The 20,174-nt window shown below is 55.8% G+C and carries 17 protein-coding genes and 1 pseudogene; 6 read left to right on the top strand and 12 right to left on the bottom strand.

Translation table 11 applies throughout. The features are described 5' to 3' along the window. Positions 1–146 precede the first annotated feature (146 nt). The 8 genes and pseudogenes from QEV83_RS03075 to QEV83_RS03040 form a co-directional block, all read right to left on the bottom strand. Entirely contained in the window at positions 147–443 is a 297-nt protein-coding gene (locus QEV83_RS03075) for a hypothetical protein (RefSeq protein WP_280129813.1), read from the bottom strand. A 1,549-nt stretch (positions 444–1,992) separates the two neighbouring features. Further along, complete coding sequence (locus QEV83_RS03070; protein ID WP_280129812.1) at positions 1,993–2,295, bottom strand: hypothetical protein; 303 nt, start codon at positions 2,293–2,295, stop codon at positions 1,993–1,995. Positions 2,296–3,553: 1,258 nt separating this feature from the next. Next, a complete protein-coding gene (locus tag QEV83_RS03065) occupies positions 3,554–4,558 on the bottom strand; it encodes a histidine kinase dimerization/phosphoacceptor domain -containing protein (RefSeq protein ID WP_280129811.1) in 1,005 nt (334 codons plus the stop codon). Between the two features lie 154 nt (positions 4,559–4,712). After that, a complete protein-coding gene (locus QEV83_RS03060) occupies positions 4,713–5,312 on the bottom strand; it encodes a Crp/Fnr family transcriptional regulator (protein WP_280129810.1) in 600 nt (199 codons plus the stop codon). A gap of 358 nt (positions 5,313–5,670) precedes the next feature. Next, entirely contained in the window at positions 5,671–5,907 is a 237-nt protein-coding gene (locus QEV83_RS03055; protein ID WP_280129809.1) for a GlsB/YeaQ/YmgE family stress response membrane protein, read from the bottom strand. A 33-nt stretch (positions 5,908–5,940) separates the two neighbouring features. Next, positions 5,941–6,776, bottom strand: a protein-coding gene (locus QEV83_RS03050) for an IS5 family transposase (RefSeq protein ID WP_280129808.1) whose coding sequence is annotated in 2 segments (ribosomal slippage) — positions 5,941–6,407 and positions 6,407–6,776 — 837 coding nt in all. Because the reading frame shifts where the segments join, the coding sequence is not laid out codon by codon here. 290 nt (positions 6,777–7,066) lie between these two features. Further along, a complete protein-coding gene (locus tag QEV83_RS03045) occupies positions 7,067–7,774 on the bottom strand; it encodes a Crp/Fnr family transcriptional regulator (RefSeq protein WP_280129807.1) in 708 nt (235 codons plus the stop codon). A gap of 170 nt (positions 7,775–7,944) precedes the next feature. After that, positions 7,945–8,301 (bottom strand): annotated as a pseudogene (locus tag QEV83_RS03040) (integrase core domain-containing protein); the annotation flags it as partial. 349 nt (positions 8,302–8,650) lie between these two features. Between QEV83_RS03040 and QEV83_RS03035 the strand changes: the two are divergent. Both QEV83_RS03035 and QEV83_RS03030 read left to right on the top strand, forming a co-directional pair. Next, positions 8,651–9,073: a PRC-barrel domain-containing protein gene (locus QEV83_RS03035; RefSeq protein ID WP_280129806.1), complete on the top strand. Its 423-nt coding sequence runs from the start codon at positions 8,651–8,653 to the stop codon at positions 9,071–9,073. 932 nt (positions 9,074–10,005) lie between these two features. After that, entirely contained in the window at positions 10,006–10,452 is a 447-nt protein-coding gene (locus QEV83_RS03030) for a PA2169 family four-helix-bundle protein (RefSeq protein ID WP_280129805.1), read from the top strand. Between the two features lie 620 nt (positions 10,453–11,072). On the opposite strand, the gene QEV83_RS03025 is transcribed toward QEV83_RS03030, so the two are convergent. Continuing rightward, entirely contained in the window at positions 11,073–11,255 is a 183-nt protein-coding gene (locus QEV83_RS03025; RefSeq protein ID WP_280129804.1) for a hypothetical protein, read from the bottom strand. 491 nt (positions 11,256–11,746) lie between these two features. On the opposite strand from QEV83_RS03025, the gene QEV83_RS03020 reads away from it, so the two are divergent. After that, positions 11,747–12,835 carry a YXWGXW repeat-containing protein gene (locus tag QEV83_RS03020; RefSeq protein ID WP_280129803.1) on the top strand — a complete coding sequence of 363 codons (1,089 nt, stop codon included), beginning with the start codon at positions 11,747–11,749 and terminating at the stop codon, positions 12,833–12,835. A 332-nt stretch (positions 12,836–13,167) separates the two neighbouring features. Next, the gene (locus QEV83_RS03015; RefSeq protein ID WP_280129802.1) at positions 13,168–14,496 is read left to right on the top strand and encodes a divalent metal cation transporter; all 1,329 of its coding nucleotides are present in this window, start codon (positions 13,168–13,170) and stop codon (positions 14,494–14,496) included. A gap of 307 nt (positions 14,497–14,803) precedes the next feature. Here the strand turns inward: QEV83_RS03015 and QEV83_RS03010 are convergent, their stop codons facing one another. Continuing rightward, positions 14,804–15,244: a DUF1810 domain-containing protein gene (locus QEV83_RS03010; protein ID WP_280129801.1), complete on the bottom strand. Its 441-nt coding sequence runs from the start codon at positions 15,242–15,244 to the stop codon at positions 14,804–14,806. Positions 15,245–15,252: 8 nt separating this feature from the next. Then, on the bottom strand, positions 15,253–15,507 hold the full coding sequence (locus tag QEV83_RS03005) for a hypothetical protein (RefSeq protein ID WP_280129800.1): 255 nt from the start codon (positions 15,505–15,507) through the stop codon (positions 15,253–15,255). A 723-nt stretch (positions 15,508–16,230) separates the two neighbouring features. Between QEV83_RS03005 and QEV83_RS03000 the strand changes: the two genes are divergently transcribed. After that, complete coding sequence (locus QEV83_RS03000) at positions 16,231–17,430, top strand: DUF2252 family protein (protein ID WP_280129799.1); 1,200 nt, start codon at positions 16,231–16,233, stop codon at positions 17,428–17,430. Positions 17,431–17,588: 158 nt separating this feature from the next. Continuing rightward, positions 17,589–19,682 (top strand): catalase, encoded by a 2,094-nt coding sequence (locus QEV83_RS02995; RefSeq protein ID WP_280129798.1) that lies wholly within the window; start codon positions 17,589–17,591, stop codon positions 19,680–19,682. On the opposite strand, the gene QEV83_RS02990 is transcribed toward QEV83_RS02995, so the two are convergent. After that, entirely contained in the window at positions 19,679–20,086 is a 408-nt protein-coding gene (locus tag QEV83_RS02990) for a PAS domain S-box protein (protein WP_280129797.1), read from the bottom strand. The genes QEV83_RS02995 and QEV83_RS02990 overlap by 4 nt on opposite strands. Positions 20,087–20,174 lie beyond the last annotated feature (88 nt).

The following is a 20,174-nucleotide window of genomic DNA, read 5'->3' as shown; positions in this document are numbered from 1 at the left end:
GCTCCATTACAGGACGGTGCCGGAATTGGTTTGGTTTACGGCATGAATTCCACCATTCTATTTGGTACCCATCTATTTGGTACCGACACTTTTTTTGCCGGCTACGCCATTGGCAAATAAATCCCCCAAGGCGCCGAACCATCAAATTATGCTGAACCCGGAATATTGCCCGTAGTCACCCGCGCAAACTGCGGCTCCAGTCCTAGCTCATGTGCCTCTGCGCGAACAGCAGCGATGATTTGACAGATCGATCTGTCGCTAATCCAACACGGTTCGCCAGACCGCCCCCCAAGCCGTAGCAGGGCGCCTAAGCGGACCTCGATCGCCTCATCCACTTCCTCGAACGCGAATACCGCCACGGGCGCGGCACCCGGCGTTTCCTCTGCACTGCCATTATGACCGGGAATCGCCAGCAGGATCGCGCCATCACTGCGGCTAAACAACCCTAGAGTGGGCTCCGGGATACCCTGTTGCGAGGACTTCCCCCACGAGGATAACTCCCGCCCGGAAAAGCCGATATTCGGTCTGATGAGTCTGTTGAACAGGCGCGGGGTGATTAACCAAAAGCGGAGCATGGACTAGTTATCCTACGACTACGAAATCACAATTGCGGTGCTCTCGCCTACACGAAAGGTTCATGCGCCTTCCTAGAAGCGGTCGCGGCAGCCCTCGAGTCCAGCTTTTCACCAGAATGACTTGGATAAGCACGGTCAAAATCAGAATGGCGGCGACATGCTGATTGTGGTCGTGCCTGCCTCTCTCAACCACCGCGGCCGGAGTAGCCATACCGGAAATCTTGTCTGTTCTATTGTCCATGATTGATCTCCATAAAATGGGCGAATCCTCCGGTTGTTTTATTGCTTCTTGACAGCCTCAACGTTTCGCACGGTGAGGTTGACGGAAGCAAACCGATTCAAACGTCGATGGTTGCATGAGTAGCGCCTATGGTTCGCACCATTGTTCCTCCACGGGCGAAAGTCCTGTTTTTATTCCGCAACTATCAGCCGGAACCATTCAGGTCCCACCCAGTTGGCCTCTCGCAGTAAACCTGAAGGGATTTTTAATGCGCACGTATGCACTCGTCGTAGCTGCAGCAGCTACTTTTGCTTTTCCCGCGTCAGTATTCGCACAGGCTGTCGAGATTGGTCCAAGAGGCGTCGAAGTTGAGGGCTTGCGCCCTGGTCGGTCTGTTGTCGGGCCGGTGAATTGTGACGAATTGCGTAAAGCCTGCCTCAATAAAAACGAGTTGGGCGAACAAGGCCAAGGTAATTGCGAAAGGTATCGTGAAAGGTGTGGCCGGGATTAGCACTCTTCTGCGCATTATTTGGCGGCCCAGATGGAACCATTCGACCCCAAAAGCGATATGGAACCAGCGGTGGCCGTGAGCTTTCTCCCCGCACCTGGCTATCCGAAGCGTCGCCCCTGATTTGGCTCTTGTCCAGACAGGGGCTTTTTTTTGCATCTAGCCGAACGAAATTTATACCGCCGTGCTGAATCTCTAAAACCAAAAAGCATCTTCTTCCCGGATATTTCTCTGGTGCGAAACGACCTGCGCAAGCCTCTCCACCATCGCGCAGACTGTCACCGGCACAAATGACTCGGGCCGCTAGAGCTATTTGCCGTCGACCGTTGCGCGGCCAACTCACACATCGAAGTCTTCTTCGGACAAGAGTCCGCGAGATCTCGTGCGAAGTGATTCCCGACAGCAAAAAAGCCGTTGTGCCATGCGATGGCTAAAGCCGCCCGGTTGGCGCCTTGAAGCTGGGGCCAACGGCGGAGACAAAATGTGCCACAAGCAGCGAAGCAATATACCAGCAGAGTTAAGAATCTGACTCAAACGAATTGCTTCGATATCAAGCTCTCGCGAACCTTGTCGTTGCGTCACCCCGGGCTCGCCGCCTGAACCAAAGAAATCGAAAACGAAAAAGCCCGTCCAATGAGCTGCGCATTTATTCGAGGCGTTGAGATAGAACGTACTATCGGTGGGACTTCTCAAAGTTTTGCGGCGAGCTTCTCGAAGGCTTCTATAAGCCTATCCATTTTTCGATTGAGTTCGCCCAGTTGCGCCGCTGCATACTCGGATGCTCGCGCCGTGCGCCGGTCTGCAATGTTTTGCGCCTGGGTAAAGCCACCCGGCGATGGAGTTTGATCCAGGGGTTCGAATTCACTGGCGATCATTTGTTTCCAATTTGCTTTGGTACTATCGTCCATCTTGCCCTCTAGATCAGGTATCACCTTGAGCCTGCCAAGGTTTGGGAAGCAGATAAGTTGGGCCTCGGCTGGCTTTTGGATCATTATCCTACCCTTACCGGTGGAGAGCACTCCCTTACAGGTGGAGAGCACTGGGGACAGAACCGCAATGTCGCCGAGGCGCCATGGGGCCGCTGCAGTTCGCGTCCGAGACATATCCGAAAAGCGGCTTCGTTATCGGCTCGGCGTCGATCCTTGCGAACCCCCAACTAAAGCGATCCAAGCAAATAGCGCGGATGTTCAGCCTAGCTGATTTTATCGGTTATGTTGCCACATGCATTATTTGCCCGAGGTGGGCGCCATTCGATTCTGTGGGACCGCGCCACTTTCTGATCCAGGCTTACCCTCCACGCCGGGTGCGCCGGCCGCATTCGGAGAGCCTCGCAGGTCTTGTCCGCCGGTGGTCGAGCGACCTTCATCCTTCTGAACTGCTGTGCTCGGTTCGACGTTTTTTCCCGCCGCAGGACCGGATGTATCTCCTGGCTGGCCGGCGACGGCTATCCCCCCCATGAGCAGCGATATGATTGTGCAGAGTGTCAAGGTACGAACAGCCATCTTTTTTTCTCCGTTGCTTGAGCCATTGTTAGCCGGAATTTAGTTGACCCAGCCAGTGATTTGCCGATGCCTTGGACCGACGTGGGAATATTGCAGCCGCCCACGATTGCGCAGATTAGACACGGTCGCGCGGAACGTCTGAGCAAAATTGACCACTCTCGCCCCATAGGGGAAGCGGCCTGCGATGCACCGTGCCTAAGAAGACGCTCGCTATTTGGCTGCGCGTTGGCATATGATTTCAACGTCCCCCCCGCCGCCCTGACTGACGCTGGACGCTGAACGCGATGCACCGCCGCCGCGGACAAGGCGCGCCAATGCGATGTGAAAACGCGGAACCGACCCTGTGGACTTGCCACGCAAAAATGCAGAGCCATCCCTTATGAAAGATTGAGGAGGTGGCTATGAGCGGCAACAAACAAAGGCGTTTCATGGATGAGTTCAAAAAGAAAGCTGTGCGGCTGACGCGCCGCACAAAGTCGCTGACGGCAATATGCGGCGGGATTTCCACGAACATTTGGACATGTTCTCGCGACAAAACGCCGGATACGATCTGGACGCCCAATTTTCTTTGTACACGTGCCGGAAAATCGTTCGTATCCGCTCCCGCAACGCGCCATCGCGATACTTCGTGATCCAGACGATGTGATAACGATGGTGAAAAACCGTGTGACTCCCGCTTGTGTAGCATGGGCGGGCTCCGCTAAGTCTCCCGCGCGATAGGGCAATAGCGCTCCCGGGTATGTGATCCCTACGAGCCTTCATGTGAAGGTAAGATTAGGTGCACAGTGGTACCCCGACTGTCGCTCTTCCGCTCGACCTGGCCGCCGAGCTGTAGGGCGAAGCCGTCGACCAGCCGGCGGCCTAGACCGGAATCGGCTCGTCGAGGATCGAGCCCTTGGCCGTCGTCGGCGACCGTCAAGCGAAGGCCCCCGAGCACCCGCTTTAGCGTTACCATGACCGTGCCCTTAGCTTCGCCCGGAAAACCATATTTGACGGCATTCGTGACGAGCTCGTTCACAATGAGCCCGATCGGAATTGCTCGATCAGTCGGCAGGAGCACGCTCTCGATGTCCTTCTTGAGCACGATGGACGTGGAGCCTTCCTTATGTACTGACGCGATAAGGTCGCCACATAACTCATCCAGATAGGTCGCCGCATCGACAGCCTCAACGCTGTCGGCTTTGCTTAGCTTTGAATAGAGCTGTCCGAGGGCGGTGATGCGATGCGAAACCCTCTCAAGCGCCGCTTTGGCCTCGACGCTGTTGTTGCTCCGCGCTTCAAGCCTGACCATTGAAGCAATAAACTGCAGGCTGTTCTTGACCCGGTGCGTCAGCTCTTGCAGCAGCATACCGATCCGCTCGTGTGCAGCAGCGTGCTCGCGCTCGAGCCTCACGCGCTCGGTGACGTCTTCGATCGCCAGGAGGATCTGTTGTATCTTGTTGTCAGGCTGGTAAAGCTTGCGCGCGTTGAACGCCATTATGCGCCGGCCGATTGACGGGAAGAAATTTTCGACTTCAAAGGCCTCGATGGTTTTTCGGCCAGAAATGATGGTCTCGAGCGAGGTGCGGAGCTTGGGAATGTCCCACTGTCCCTTGCCGATCTCATAGAGCTTCCGCCCGACTGTATGCTCTGGCGCGACTGCGAATGTGTCGCAGAAGGAACGGTTCGCAAAGCGGACCGTCAGATCGGCATCGAGCACGAGGACACCTTCGCGGATTGTCTCCACGATATCCAGAGGGTTGACGTCGTGCATGCGGCTCCTGCACTTCCGATGACGAGACTGATCCTCAAAAGCAAGAACACGATCTTGCTCGAGGGCTTACGTCAGCCTCCACCACTCTTAATTGTTAGCTCGTTGAGAGGGGTTTGTCGGTAATGTACATTACCGATTAGGCGGGGCACACTTTTTACGCGTAGGTTTTGGGAAGGTGAAAAGCGACGCGCGCCCGAACCAACTGATAACATTCACAAGATGCCTTCACAAGGCCCTGCCGATCAAGTATCGTGACTTGCCGTCGGCCGCGCGCAATCAAACCGGCACGTTCCAACTCCCGGGCAGCATTCGTGATGGTTGGCCTCTGGACACCCAGCATTTCGGCGAGCAGGTTCTGAGTGATCTGCAGTGCGTCATCGTCACCGCGGTCACGCATCATGAGCAGCCAACGCGCTAGCCGCTGCTTGAGGCTGTGCGCACCGTTGCACGCTACTGACACCAGGACCTGTTCGAGAAAGGCTTGGACGTAAGCGTACATGAGATTTCGGAAGGACGGCATCGACCCCATGGCCCGTGTGAACGCCACGCGCGACATCTTTGCTGCGTCCCCCGGGATCTGGACGAGAAGCCGGACGGAGGAAGTCTTGGCACCGAAGACGGCTTGAGTAGCCGTGCAACCCTCCCTACCAATCGTTGCCATCTCAATGATACTGCCGTCCGCATAAACCGCCACCACCGAGACGACACCGCTATCGGGGAAGAATACATGGTCGAGCGAACTATCAGCGTCCATTAGGACCTGCTCGCGTTGGCAGCGAATGCGCTCAAGCTCCGGCATAAGCTGCTTGAGATTGGACGATGGCAGGGCGAGTAAAAGCCGATTGCGGGGCCAATTTGATCGAGCACTCATAGGGGCACTGTCACGGTAATCCGTTCTACCTGTCAATAGCCCGGTGCTCAAAGTCCAGATGTCTAAACTTCAATGCCGTAGGACGCTCGTCGCTGAGCTAAAACTGCGCGAATATCGCCTATTCTTGGCCAATGCGACAATGCCAACTGGACATCCAAAGTGCCGCTCGCATGGGATCTGAGGCTCTGTCACCTGGCCATCCAAAAGGCGCCTACACGCTTGCGGCGCACCAAGCGGTCGGCTACCAGCGTTTCTCCCAACTCGCTCGCCATCCGCCTCCGCCACGAACGAGCCGGATTATCAGCAACAGTACCAGCGCACCGAAGGTGGCACAACTACCGATGAAGGTGCCTACGATTCCGATCAGGAGATCGCCGACGATCCCAAACCCAGTGCCTTGCACGATTTGACCGCACAACCATCCGGCGATGACGCCGCCCACCAATATGATCAGGAGACTTTCGCCCGACCTGTACATCTTCGTATCCTTAGAGTCAGTCCGAAAAGTTCATTAACTCAGACAAAGCTTTCTGAGCATGAGACGAATCGAGGCGAGGCGGAGAAAAGCGAGCGCGTTTCGGGGGAGGTTTTCGAAATCCTTGGTCAGGCGACGGCAGCGATTGAGCCAAGCGAAGGTGCGTTCGACAACCCAACGTCGCGGCAAAAGCTCAAACCCTTTAGCCCGATCGGAGCGTTTGACGATTTCGATTTGTATATGCGGCAGGATTTTGGCTGAAGCCTTTTGAAAGACTGGGCCCTGATATCCCCCATCAGCAAAGAGCTTTTGCAAAAACGGACACAAGCCGAACAAGGTGGAGAGGACAAGTACGCCACCGTCACGATCTTGAATATCGGCTGGATGCACAACAGCATCCAGCAGCAGGCCTAACCTATCGACGAGGATATGGCGCTTCTTGCCTTTGATCTTCTTGCCAACATCATAGCCGCTCGGATCGATGCGGCGCCCCCTTTTTTCGCGCTCTTTACGCTCTGGCTGTCGATGACGCAGGCCGTCGGGCTCGCTTCACGATCCATGGCTTCGCGACACTTCACGTAGAGCGCGTGATGAATGCGATCCAGCGTGCCGTCCCAGTTCCAAAGGTCGAAATAACCAAACAGCGTGCTCTTGGGCGGCAGATCTTTGGGAACGTAACGCCACTGGCATCCCGTGCTCAGCACATACATGAGACCGTTCACGATTTCCCGCGGCTCAACAGAGCGCTTGCGTCCGCCACGTTTGGCCGGTGGAATAATCGGCTCGATGTGCGACCACTCATCGTCCGTCAGATCGCTCGGATAGCGCAGTTTGTCACGATTGTATTTCGGGCGGTTTTCGGACGTCCACATTGGCGGCCTCTCATCGAATCAGGCAGCCGCCAATGAATCACAAATGATTCATCCGATTCAACTACTTCCCGGACAGACACTTAGGAATTCATTAGATAGCTGGACGAATCTCCGCCAGGCTCAATGCAAGTCACATTCAAGATAGCTTGGCCGTATGTGAAAATTCGCCTGTCACGGAGGAGGGGGATGACCCTACTTCGCCAATGGCGCTACCCCCATGCCAAAATGAAAACTGCTCAGAATTTCTCACATCAAGTGGACGTGACCACGCGTCCACAAAATGCGCACATTTAAGTTTCGATGTGCGGCTCATCGTGCAGAACGACATTCAACAATGAACTGTGAACTTCGATGTGGCCGTTGTAGTCAATAAAGCCCAGTTTTCGAAATTTGTTCATGAAAAAACTCACGCGGGACCGGGTCGTTCCGATCATCTCCGCAAGTGTTTCCTGGCTGATTTTCGCGATCAGTGGCTCCGGTTTGCTTTCCTTGCCAAAGTTCGCCAGCAGCAGGAGCATACGGGCAAGACGTTTCTCACTCGAATTGAACAGCTGATCCACGAGGTCTGCTTCGACGCGGATGGTTCGGCCCAGAAGATAGGCAATAAACATCTCTGAGAACGCTGGTTCCTGATGGATCACGCGGATGATGGCGGCTTTGTCCAGTCGGACAATAACGGATTCAGTCATCGTCGCGACCGTCGCTATGCGCTTAGCTTGCCCAGCAAGACATCCTTCACCGAAGAATTCGTTCGTTTCAAGAATTGCGACGACTGCTTCCTTGCCTTGCTCTGAAACGACGGTAATTTTCACCTTGCCCTTCTGGATGTAGAAGACCGCACCCGCAGGGTCTCCTTGGGAAAAGACGATTTGATCCTTGCGGTATTCACCAATGCTTCGGCCCTCGCCAACCTTGGCGAGAAAAGATTTCGGATCAAATGACGGTCGAAGCGTTGTCACATTCAGTTTTACTTGTCGATAGCGCGGACTCGTCGTCAAGCCAATACAACCTTGATAGAAAGCTTATTTCAGCCTCCTGCTTGTCTTGATTGTTAGCACCTTGGAGGGGGTGCTGTCGGTAATGTATATTACCGATGTCCGTCGTCAGAGTTTTTGAGACATTCGGCGGCTTAAAATAAGAGAGTCTCTGGCTCGTCTGGTTTGTGATGTTATGCGGCTTTCCGACGGTGCAGCAAGCGGCGGTTTGCAATTGTCTGTCGTTTGATCCTTTCTCTTTCGATCAGAGTGGTCTGGCCTCGCCCGAAGTAGACGTCGGCGGGCGTCAGATTGCCGATGCTCTCATGATATCGCAGATGATTGTAGCCAGCGACGAAAGCCTCGATCTGAGCTTCGAGATCGCCCGGCAGGTAATAGTTCTCGAGCAGGATGCGGTTTTTCAACGTCTGATGCCAGCGCTCGATCTTGCCTTGCGTCATGGGGTGATAAGGCGCGCCGCGGACATGCTCCATGTCTTGACCGTCGAGCCATTCGGCGAGATCCGCCGAGATGTAGCTGGAGCCATTGTCGGCGGCGCAGCCGTCTTGCAGCGAAGTGAAAGATGGGGACATCGGCAGAACCGACCGCAAGGGCGTGGCCTTGACGGCCTGGGGCGCAGCCCCGACTTGAAAAAGGGCGCAGCACCGCCTTGAAAACGGGACAAAGCCAGCCGGAGGCTGACGACGCCTACTTACCCGCGCCGAGGCTTCGGCGGACAGGCCTTATGGCCGAGACTTCAGTCTCGGTGAGGCGCGAGCCGAATATGGCCCGGCGGGCGCCAGCCCGACACGCCCGAAAGACGTTGTTTAAACGCCTTGATCATGTGGAACATTTTCCCGAGCCAGAGGTTAAGTCACTCCTCAACAATGGAGAATGGAAGTGAAAAAAACTCTCTTCGTAGGCGTTCTGACTTTCCTTGTAGTAGCGGTTTCGTCGCAAATCGCGACTGCCGAGCATGACGCTGCAGTCACCGGCGATTTCTTGAAATCGCTCCCAAAGGATGCACTGCTCGTTTCTAATCTTCACACACAGGCCATCTATGATCCTAACGAGAAGAAAGTCGGCAAAGTTGAAGATCTTCTCCTCGATAGAAGCGGTAACGTCGAAGCTGTAATTATCTCGGTTGGAGGATTTCTTGGCATAGGCGACAAGGAAGTCGCTGTACCTTTTGAAGCTATCAAAGCAACTGAAAAAGAAAGTAAAATTTGGCTGACGATCGATGCGACAAAGGACGCACTCAAGTCCGCGCCAGGCGTTTCGTTCGATAAAGTCAAAGGCGTTTGGATCGTCAAAGACAAGTGACATCAACTCTAAATCGAATGTGCGTTTAAACAGAACGGAGATGGAGCAATGCTGAGCCGGGCATTTCCTTGAAGCCTCCATCGCGACATGGCTTCAGGAAGGTTTATCGAGACTACTAAGCTTATGCTGTTTCGATAAACCTTATGAATCCTTACTTAGCGAGCCGTGCGAAAATCAAGATATATGGGACGCGCGGTAAGCACTTGTTTTACAAGCTTATATTGACGATTTGTGCCCCTAAAGACCGATCTTGAAGTTCTCCATGAAAGGGGGTTGTCGGGGTCCAGACGCAACCAATGTCCCGCCTCGACGTTGGTAAATGGCGCATAGAAAGGCAAGGAAAACTTCATGGCCATTCGTGCTTCTCTGAGGCTGACGCTTTGCACGGTCGCGTCGCTCTTCGTGAGCGGCGTTGCCTTTGCGCAGGAGACTGGCACTACAACCGGTCCTGCGGCGGGAAAAAACGTCGAACCGAGCACCTCTACTGAAAAAAGGTATGAAAGCGACCAACAGCGCCGCGAGGGCGGCGCAGTCGGCGGCGGAGCCGGTGTTGAGGCGATGCCCGGGACCCAAGGCGGAGCAGCTGCCCCCTCGGGAAAATAAACGATACATTGCTGTGACAAAGATGTTGCGGACACGACTGTTGAGTCTAGGTCAATAACAATGCACCGCCTCCTACGCATGCCTCTGGCATGACGAACATCGGGCCAGACTCGAAGAGGGCTGAAAGGACGGGCCGTGATCTGAGAAAAGTGCCGAGAACCGACAACTATGAATTCGGCTACCTCCCGCCCCGTTTGTTCAGTCAGGTCCGCGACGCCTTCGTTGCGTTTCATAAAGTTGGACAGGCGAAAACAACGCACATGAAGGTCTTTATCAGGGATGGTAATTATTGGGAATAACTGTGGCCACGCCTATCAAAGGAGCTGGAAATGGAAACACAAAAAGTCATAACAACGCTGAACGAACTCCTTCAAACGTGTCACGATGGCACAAAGGGTTTTCGTGCTTGTGCAAAGGACGTGAAGAGCACGAAGCTTGTCCCCGTCTTTGAAGCTGGTGCGCGGCGTTGCGAAGGGGGTGCCACGGAGTTGGCGGCTGAAATCCGAAAGCTCGGCGGCGAGCCCGCTTCCGGCGGTTCAGTTTCGGGTGCGCTTTATCGAGTGTGGACCGATCTCGTATCCACTCTGTCAGGTCATAGCGAAAAAGCGGTGCTTGAGCAATGTGAACGAGCTGAGGACGAAGCCAAGAAAATTTACGAGAAAGCAATTGCTCTTGATCTTCCTCCGGCTATCAAATCGTTGGTCACGCAGCAATTCGCGGGTCTCAAAGAAAACCATGATCGAATCCGCAAGCTTCGTGACGAATTGTCGGCCTAGAACTCAACGAGCCTTTTCGCCGTCCTCTTCAGGACGGCGATTCTTTTCTGTTTGTGCAAAACTCAAGAACCCCCATGCGTTAATCACTCCGGCTTCAGAATCGGCGCTGTCTTTATTTTTCTTTTAGTGGAAGCAACCCGATAACGGCTCTCTTTCCACTGTCTTTCATTTACCTTTTTATTTGGCACTGTTGCATTCGCGAAAAATCGGCCAAAACGTGACGGAAAAGCTCAGTGAATTCAATTGGCGATTTTCCACATTTTCGCCCAACGCGGCTTAATGCCAACAGTGCCCCTTCACTCCCGAACGAGTGTCAATCCGCTAGCGCTTCAGCTCGACTTTGGGCACTTGGATTCTGATGTCGCTCCTCGTCCTTTGATAATAAAGATATCCGACCACAGCCACAGCAACGATAAGCGCACCAATAAATGCTATTGTGAGTGGTTTCATCAGGGTATTCTCCAGTTCGGGTATTTTCGACCGCTTCACCTATCCCTACGATTCGCGACGCGGGGGGCGCGGCCCGGTGACGGGGTCGCGCCCTCTACGCCAATGGTTAGATCCTCGGAGCCGCGTCATTAAATTCCAATATGATCCGCGACGGGCACCCTGCCTGCCGCCTAAAACCAGCGTCCCCGGCCGTACCAGCTGCCTCCGCCAAGGAGGACAACAAGAACAATAATGATGACAAGCGTCTGGGTATCCATGATGTCAAACCCTTTCAGTGCGATGGCTTCGGCTTCGGCTTGGGCTTCTCCACAATATCTGCCTTCGCCCGGATGCCCTCGCCGAGCTTGGCACATCAAATCCACCAGCTGAAGCGAATTACACAATTCCTTCCAGGGTGGGTCACTAACGCCATGAGCCTTCTAGCGTTCCAGCTCCTGCATAATTCAAGAATTTTGAGTTGCGTGGAAACGTCCCAGCTTACCAGGCGAAAGCGCGGTTTTTGACCCTCAGAAAAGAACGACGCGTCGCTGTGCGGCGAGCCTTCACGTCAGGTTCCATGATGGGGCTCGCGCAACCCCACCCTCTCCGCGCCGCCCGGCGGGCGCCAGCCCGACACGCCCGAAAGACGATGTTTAAACAGGCCTGAGAGCCCACCGTCGTGACGACGGGGTTCGCAGCGCTGGCGTGGTCGCTGTTCTAAACAGATGCTCGCTGCCTTTTAGGCGCAATTTCCCTATAGCGGCTTAGTCTAAAGGAGCTTCTGCAGCGGCGTCCATACATCAGGGACCTATGCAACAATGCTGCTGCTGGAGCCTTCCCACGGGCGCTATAGGAGGACTTCTGAATGCGCATTCTTCACTCTCTGGCGTTGGCTTTTGTAATCGGTATTGGCTTTTCATCGGCACTTTCGTTTAAGGCCGCCGCGCAGTTCGTCATCAGAGTCGATATCCCTCCGCCACCGTTGCCTATTTACGAACAGCCGCCGATTCCGGAGCCGGATTACATGTGGACGCCAGGTTATTGGGCGTGGGATGGCAACGACTATTATTGGGTTCCGGGCACCTGGGTCCTCGCGCCGCGACCTGGCCTACTTTGGACGCCAGGATACTGGGGCTGGAACGATGGTGTTTATGTGTTCCATGAAGGGTATTGGGCTCCGCACATCGGGTTCTATGGCGGCGTGGCTTATGGATTTGGTTACACCGGCGTCGGCTACGAGGGTGGATACTGGAATAATGGAAATTTCTTTTACAATCGCACTGTCAACAATGTCACGAACGTCAACATTACAAATGTTTACATCAAAAATGTCACTGTGAATCAGACGATCGACAACGTCAGCTACAATGGCGGAGCGGGCGGAATTGTCGCGCAGCCGAGGCCCGAGGAACTCGCAATCGCGAGGGAAGAACATGTCGCGGCTACGCCTGTTCAGTTGCAGCACATTCAAGCCGCCAGCAAGGATCGTTCTCTGTTCGCGTCGACGAACCATGGCGCTCCCCCGATCGCCGCAACAGCGAACCCAGGCGTCCTGAAGGGCCCCGGAGTTGTGCCAGCAAAAGCGGCGGGTTCAGCTCATCCTCAGCCCTTGCCGCATCCAGTGCTCCTGCCGCAAGGAGAGCATGCTTTGCCCGCCGCGCCGCATCCTGCGCCTCCGCCGCAAGCAGTGCACACTCTGCCTCCCGCGCCGCATCCTGCGCCGCCGCCGCAGGCAGAGCACACTCTGCCCTCTGCGCCTCATCTTGTGCTTCCGCCGCAGATAGAGCACGCTCTGCCCCTCGCGCCTCGTCTTGTGCCTCCGCCGCAAGGAGAGCGCGCTGTGCCCGCTGCGCCGCATCCTGCGCCGCCGCCGCAAGCAGAGCATGCTGTGCGCCCTGCGCCGCATCCCCCGCATCCACCGCAGGCAGAGCACGCTATGCCAAGTAGGGAATGAAGTTTTGTTGCGGTATTCCTTGGGGCGACCGCTGAGGCCGCCCGCTTGACTCGGCTGAGTCAAGCGGCCTCTAGTGCTCTGACACTGACATAGGATTCACACGCGCCGCCAGAAATCTGGTGACATGGATCAAACCGTCAATGCATCGTCTCGGCCGCAGATCGAGAACGGCCGTGTCACGTTCGTAGGTTTTACTTGTCAATAGGGCCGGGCGCTCTCGGGGTGCACGTCTATATTTCTATGCCTTAGGATACTTGTCGCCCGGGCAAATCAGGCCCATGGGACAACGTATCGCTAAAGTCTATCAGCCCGTTTCCATTGCTGGATTTTCAATGACCAAGCCGGAACTGAACCATCCACGAGCGCTCCCCTGCCCACCGCGACTTGCTCGGCAACTTGCGCTCCCGACCGCCCGCAAGCGCGGTCTGCTCGCTCTCCTTGGCCCGGGACTAATCACAGGCGCCTCCGACGACGATCCAAGCGGCATCGCGACCTACTCCCAGACTGGCGCTCAATTCGGCTATAGCATGACCTGGGTTATGCTGTTTAGTTTTCCGTTGATCGCCGCCATCCAGGAGGTCTGCGCCCGTATCGGCCGAGTCACCGGCCAGGGGATCGCTGGCAACATCCGGCGGCATTACTCACCGTGGCTCTTGCGCGCCATCGTCCTCCTGCTGCTCGTCGCCAACACCATCAATCTCGGTGCTGATCTCGGTGCCATGGGCGAGGCGCTACGGCTCTTGATTGGCGGTCCGGCACATCTCTATGTTGTTGCCTTCGCTGTGGGCTGTATTTTGCTCGAGATCTTCTCCCGCTACGCGCGTTACGTCGAGATCCTAAAATGGACGACACTTTCGCTGTTGGCCTATGTTGCCACCGCCCTTGTGGTCGACGTCCCCTGGCGGGAGGTCGCTTACCACACTTTCGTTCCGAGCTTCGTTTGGCAAAAGGACTACATCGTCACGATCGTTGCCGTGTTGGGCACCACCATAACGCCCTACTGCTTCTTCTGGCAGTCCTCGCAAGAGGCGGAGGACGAACGCGTTGATTCCCGTGCCCATCCATTGCTCGAAGCCCCAGAGGAAGCGAGCGCAGAGATTGGCCGCATTCGGCTGGACACTTATCTGGGCATGGGTTTGTCAAACCTCATCAGCCTGTTCATTATCGTTACCACTGCGGCGACTCTCCATTTCCATGGAATCACCGATATTCAAACTTCCGCGCAGGCGGCGGAAGCGCTGCGTCCGATAGCGGGTGTGTTCACTTTCGCGGTATTCGCCGCTGGCATTATAGGTATAGGTCTGCTCGCGGTTCCGGTGTTGGCGGGTTCAGCGGCCTATGCGCTGGGAGAGGCAATGGGTTGGACGACCGGACTGGATCGGCGACCTCTCGAGGCGAAGGCATTCTACGGCACCATTGGGGTGGCGACGGTCGTCGGCGTCTTGATCAATTTCGTCGATATCGACCCGATTAGGGCATTGTTCTGGGCTGCGGTGCTGAACGGTGTCGTGGCAGTGCCGCTGATGGTAGTGATCATGATCATGGCCATGCAGGAGCGTATCATGGGGAAATTCACTCTGCCGCGAATGCTCTGGGCGATGGGTTGGCTGTCTACCACAGTGATGGCCGTCGCTGTCGCGATCATGTTCGCGACTTGGTGATCTCGGTGGAGGTCCCCTTGCCAAACGCTTTCATGTTGGTCTTGCCGTCTCTCTACGTCTTTCGGTGCATCTGCATTATGCAAAGATCACGGACATGCCATACGCCGAGAAGCAGAACGCAGAAGTTTGTAGGTCACTCGAAAGCCTCGCTCGGGACCTGCTCATGAGCACAGATAGGTAGTTGACGAAATCCACTAGATGGCGCTCCTCGCCTATTCACGGCGCTGAAACATCAAGTCTGCAATTGAAGGATGAGCCGACTCACGTGGGAGGCGCGGAGAACGACGCAAATGACCCACACCCGACATCAACGACCGAGCGACGCAAGCTTTTCGAGTGTCGACGGGTCGGTTCTTCCGTCGCAGCAGGCGCTCAGCGCCTCGACGAAGCTGGCTTCGCCCGGCGCGGTGGCGGCGAACAGCGTCACGCATGATCTGAACTTCAGGCCGTCGGAATGACCAAAGACCTCGGCGATCGGGCGGCTTGTGGCAACGACCAAACGCACGCATTCGCGAAGCCTGTTGCCAAGGATGGGATGTTTCAAATAGGCCACGGCCTCCGCGCGTGAGCCGATCGCGTATCTTTGCGCCATCGGACTGGAGCCAAGCCCCTCGATCTGCGGGAAGACGAACCACATCCAGTGACTCCGTTTCCGCCCCGCCCGCAATTCGAAAAGCACGTCGTCGATGACGGGGTTCTGCGCATCCACGAAGCGCTGGAGGTCGAAAGGATCATCGTCCTGCCGCATGTCACTTCTCAAAGTCGCGCGCGGCGCTCAATCGCGAACGTAGGCCCTGACGAAAGTACGCTGCCGATCAGCAAGAAGATCGCAACAACGGCAGGTATCATGTTCAGCAATGTCGGCGCGGATTTCGGCATGATTGCAGCCAACTTCATCGGGAAGACCATGCGGATCAGGCCGATGACCAAGGAGAGCCATCTGACCAACGTGATCAGGTCGATCGCAGGCGCTGTTGTTGTCAAAAACGGCATGCGCAGCCATTTGCGCATCGAAATTGCTCGCCGATGCAGAAAAAAACTTTTTCAATGCGTGCGCAAACTTAGGGCTCTGTGCCTTTATGGTGGGGCCTTTAACTCAGGCAGCGCCCGCGAGTGATTTTCTGTTTCGCTTCCGCGCGTTCACATATAGACCTCCAGAAGACATGTACACTTATGAGCCAAAATCTCCGGAAATCTACAGTCCTTTTGATCAACACGGTACATAAATGCTGAAACGTTGGTTTCAAAAACGCGCCTGATAGTTTATGGAAGACTTTAACCCAGCATCGTTCACTGTCTTCGAGTTCCTTTATCCAACAACGCTCGCGTTGGTTGGCGCGTTATTTATTGCACTAAGCAGGAGTCCTGCGATCGGAAATGTCGTACCGGCGGTACTAGCTGTCATTGGGGACTAAGTGCATATACCTATGGCAGCGACACCAAGTACAAAGCTGTTGTAGGATATAGTGATAAGTCTCTTCTACGGCATACAAAGCGGTTCTTTTGAGCGCGAACGATATCGCGAAGATCGGCTCAAAATGGTCTTCGAGCTCGAACACCGACTTCGGAACTATCGAGCAAATCGGGATTTACCTGAGAAGGCGCCAAAGGAGCATTGAACAAATAAAAGCAGTTTAACAATCCATAATAGCAAAATTAATCAAATCCATTGTGCAGAACACTATGTATTGTTCAACGGTGTTTGCAGCTGTGACTTCTCCTTTGGAGCCATCCATGGCCTCTCACTTGATTGATCCTGATGCTCGAGAGGGCGCTTTGGCAGCCGCACAACGGCTCAAGATGGCGCGGTCGGCGCATGCATATGTCAGAGGCAACACTGCGCAGTTTTATGATTGGCTGCGGCATTTGAAGCGGGGCCACCTACCCGAGGGCCCGCCTATCTGGATTTGTGGAGATTGCCACGTCGGAAATCTAGGCCCGCTGGCACACTCGGATGGGCGCGTCGAGATCCAGATCAGAGATCTGGACCAGACGGTGATCGGAAATCCCATTCATGACCTCGTTCGACTTGGCCTTTCATTGGCTTCTGCCGCCCGCGGTTCCGATCTTCCTGGGGTCACCACGGCGCGTATCTTGGAGCAGATGATCGAGGGCTATGCCGCAGCCATGAAACCCGGCCAAACGGGGGGCGAAGGAGACGATATCCCTGAGCCGATGCGCGGAGCGGTCAAGACAGCAAGACGCCGGTCATGGCAAAACCTCGCGAAGGAGCGGATCGGGAATACCAAACCGACAATACCCTTGGGTAAGAGATTCTGGCCCTTGGCTGCCAACGAGCGTTCCGAAATCATGCGTCTGTTCGAAAAGGAACATGTCCGCCAACTCACTACCACGCTGCGCTCTCGCAAAGACGATGCGCCAGTGGAAATGCTTGATGCCGCCTATTGGAAAAAAGGATGCAGTTCGCTAGGGAAACTTCGCTATTGTGTGCTGCTAGGCGTCGGAGACAAGGAGGTGGAGCTATGTCTGATGGACTTGAAGGAAGCCGTGCAAGCCGCCGCTCCGGTGGATGAGTCCGCGGCTATGCCTGAAGACCAAGCCCAACGGGTTGTGGAGGGCGCGCGTCATTTGTCCCCGTATTTGGGAGAACGAATGCGCGCTATTCAATTGTTCGGCCGTTCGATCTTTATCCGCGAACTTCTACCGCAGGATCTGAAGATAGAGCTTCAGACGCTAACGCGTGCACAGGCAATGAACCTCGCTCGCTTCCTAGCAAATGTAGTTGGGAAGGCTCATGCACGTCAGTTGGACGCAGACACCCAATCCAAATGGGCGCAGGAACTGGGTAGGGCGCAGACCGGTGACCTTAAGGCTCCTTCCTGGCTTTGGAGCAGCGTCGTCGATCTCCTTGCCATTCATGAGAAGGCATATCTGGAGCACTGCCGGCACTTCGTGCTGGGCGAGTCCCATTAGGCGCGACGATCGGCAGCATCACGTCCTTATTATTTTTCCCACATTGGAAAAACTTTTCGACCGCGGCGCCAGGAATTCTCACCCAAACAGTCTTCAATACCGAACCCTTTCCCCCGCAGGCCGTTAGCCTTAGGTCCAGACAAGGCGAGGAGACAATTGTGGCATCGAAGTCCCATTACGAAACCACCGACGGCAATGGCGGCGAAACCCATCAGCGAATTGGCGCGAAAGCACCCCACGATGCCGGTTACCTGACGACCAACCAGGGTATCCGCGTCTCCGACAATCAAAACAGCCTAAAGTCTGGCACTCGCGGGCCAGCGCTGCTGGAAGATTTCGTCCTGCGGGAGAAAATCTTCCATTTCGATCATGAGAGGATTCCGGAACGCATTGTCCATGCGCGCGGCACGGCGGCCCACGGCTATTTCGAGCTATATGATTCGCTGACCGACATCACGAAAGCGGACCTCTTCCAGCGACCGGGCGCCAAGGTCCCGGTGTTCACCCGCTTTTCCACCGTCGCGGGCGGCGCTGGCTCGGTCGATACGCCGCGCGATGTGCGCGGGTTCGCGGTCAAATTCTATACGCAGGAGGGCAATTGGGATCTGGTAGGCAACAATATCCCAGTCTTCTTCATCCAGGACGCGATTAAGTTTCCGGACTTGATCCACGCGGTGAAGATGGAGGCGGATCGAGGCTATCCGCAGGCCGGAAGTGCACATGATACCTTCTGGGATTGGGCCTCACTGATGCCGGAAACCACCCACATGCTGATGTGGGCCATGTCGGACCGCGCAATCCCGCGGTCGCTGCGGATGATGGAGGGGTTTGGAATCCATACGTTCCGACTTGTCAACGCGGATGGCACATCGACATTCGTGAAATTCCACTGGAAGCCCAAGCTCGGCATGCAGTCGACCCTCTGGGACGAAGCGATGAAGCTTCAGGCCGCGGACAACGACTATCATCGCCGCGATCTGCACGAGGCGATCGAATCCGGAGCTTTTCCCGAGTGGGAATTGGGCATCCAAGCGTTCGATCAGAAATTTGCCAACAGCCTGCCTTACGACGTGCTCGACGCGACTAAGATCATTCCCGAGGAAGTGTTGCCGGTTCGGCTGATCGGACGAATGGTTCTGGACCGCAACGTCGACAATTTCTTTGCCGAAACCGAACAGGTCGCCTATTGTCCGGCCAACATCGTGCCGGGAATTGACTTCACCAACGACCCACTGCTGCAGGGACGCCTTTTCAGCTATCTCGACACGCAGAAGAGCCGGCTCGGGACTTCGAATTTCCATCAGCTTCCGATCAACGCGCCGAAATGTCCGGTGATGAATTTCCAGCGAGATGGCCAGATGCAGATGATCGTGCCCAAGGGCCGCGCCAGCTACGAGCCCAACAGCCTGGGCGATGCGGGCGAGGAGACAGGGCCGCGCGAATGCCCGGTGACCGGATTCACCACTTTCGCCCATCAGGCGGCCAAGGACGAGCAAGGTGACAAGCTCCGCATCCGCCCCGAATTGTTTGCCGACCATTATAGCCAAGCGAGGCTGCTCTTCCGGTCGCTGACCGAGAACGAGAGGGCACATGTCGCCTCATCCTTTACCTTCGAGCTTTCGAAGGTCGCACTAGCGCATGTGCCACCGCGGATCATTGGCAATTTGCGCAATGTCGACGAGGATCTAGCCAAGCGAGTGGCGGCCGGCATTGGCATTCCGCTGCCGCCGAAGAACCCGGCAGCGCGCGAGCCGATCGACATCAACCCCAGCCCCGCGCTCAGCATCCAGGCCAATATGAAAGAAACCATCGCGGGACGTGCGATCGGTATTCTCTATGCCGATGGCTCCGATGCGAAGGCAATCAAGAAGCTGGTTGACGCGGTCAAGAAGCAAGGCGGCAGGTCGGTCCTCGTTTCACCCAAAGTCGGGGGCGCAACCTTGGCCGACGGCTCGCACCTTAAGGCGGACGGGCAGCTTGCGGGTACACCGTCGCAGACCGTCGATGCGATCGCCGTCATCCTCTCGTCAGCTGGATGCAAGGCTCTCCTGAAGGAGGCGTCGGCGGTCCAGTTCGTGATGGATGCGTTCGGCCATCTGAAGGCAATTGGCCACACGCCCGAGGCCAAACCGCTGCTGGACAAGGCCGGCGTCGAGCCCGATGCCGGCGTGACCGGGCTTGGTGACCCCTTTATCGCCGCCGCCGGTAAGCGTTTCTTCGACCGCGAGCCAAAGGTGCGCACTCTCGCTTAGCCGCGCAAGCAGGCTGCGGAAGATGCCGTCGGATGCGGGTCACGGCCTGCACAAAGGCGGAATGGCTGTTCGCATTTCTGGAGTGCATTCTCCCGCTCCGCTCCGTAAGATCGCGTGTGATCTTGCAATAACCAACAATCGATCCGTTCTCGAATCGGATCGACGACGTGAGCCCAGAAGCGCATGTCATCCTTATGCATCCGCCAAACTTGGTTCTCGAAGTTCCCCGTGTAGGAATCGCGAAAGGTGCAGCCGATGATTTCTAAAGCCTCGTACCCGTCGAAACGCTGCGCGTTTGCGTTCCAGCTCCGTACAATCCCTGCGAGATCAGTGATGTAGTGTTTTGCCATCGCCTCAACAAGGCGCCCGTATCGGGCATCCTCGCTGAGGTCCGAAAGCGCCATCTAAGCCCAAGGAGACGGATGGCCGTCTTGAGATGGACATGCGTCTTTCGTGGGACGAACATAGAGGTTTGAGCTTATTGTAAGACTT

It is taken from the genome of Methylocapsa sp. D3K7 (assembly GCF_029855125.1).
Taxonomy (GTDB): domain Bacteria; phylum Pseudomonadota; class Alphaproteobacteria; order Rhizobiales; family Beijerinckiaceae; genus Methylocapsa.
This window is presented reverse-complemented; position numbering and strand designations above follow the sequence as displayed.

Excerpts from the sequence above, each read along its gene's own strand:
- QEV83_RS03030 (WP_280129805.1), top strand. The coding sequence starts at position 10,006 with ATGGAAACACAAAAAGTCATAACAACGCTGAACGAACTCCTTCAAACG.
- QEV83_RS03020 (WP_280129803.1), top strand. The coding sequence starts at position 11,747 with ATGCGCATTCTTCACTCTCTGGCGTTGGCTTTTGTAATCGGTATTGGC.
- QEV83_RS03060 (WP_280129810.1), bottom strand. The coding sequence starts at position 5,312 with ATGGACGCTGATAGTTCGCTCGACCATGTATTCTTCCCCGATAGCGGT.
- QEV83_RS03065 (WP_280129811.1), bottom strand. The coding sequence starts at position 4,558 with ATGCACGACGTCAACCCTCTGGATATCGTGGAGACAATCCGCGAAGGT.
- QEV83_RS03025 (WP_280129804.1), bottom strand. The coding sequence starts at position 11,255 with ATGTGCCAAGCTCGGCGAGGGCATCCGGGCGAAGGCAGATATTGTGGA.
- QEV83_RS03070 (WP_280129812.1), bottom strand. The coding sequence starts at position 2,295 with ATGATCCAAAAGCCAGCCGAGGCCCAACTTATCTGCTTCCCAAACCTT.
- QEV83_RS03015 (WP_280129802.1), top strand. The coding sequence starts at position 13,168 with ATGACCAAGCCGGAACTGAACCATCCACGAGCGCTCCCCTGCCCACCG.
- QEV83_RS03010 (WP_280129801.1), bottom strand. The coding sequence starts at position 15,244 with ATGCGGCAGGACGATGATCCTTTCGACCTCCAGCGCTTCGTGGATGCG.
- QEV83_RS03005 (WP_280129800.1), bottom strand. The coding sequence starts at position 15,507 with ATGCGCAAATGGCTGCGCATGCCGTTTTTGACAACAACAGCGCCTGCG.
- QEV83_RS02990 (WP_280129797.1), bottom strand. The coding sequence starts at position 20,086 with ATGGCGCTTTCGGACCTCAGCGAGGATGCCCGATACGGGCGCCTTGTT.
- QEV83_RS03055 (WP_280129809.1), bottom strand. The coding sequence starts at position 5,907 with ATGTACAGGTCGGGCGAAAGTCTCCTGATCATATTGGTGGGCGGCGTC.
- QEV83_RS03000 (WP_280129799.1), top strand. The coding sequence starts at position 16,231 with ATGGCCTCTCACTTGATTGATCCTGATGCTCGAGAGGGCGCTTTGGCA.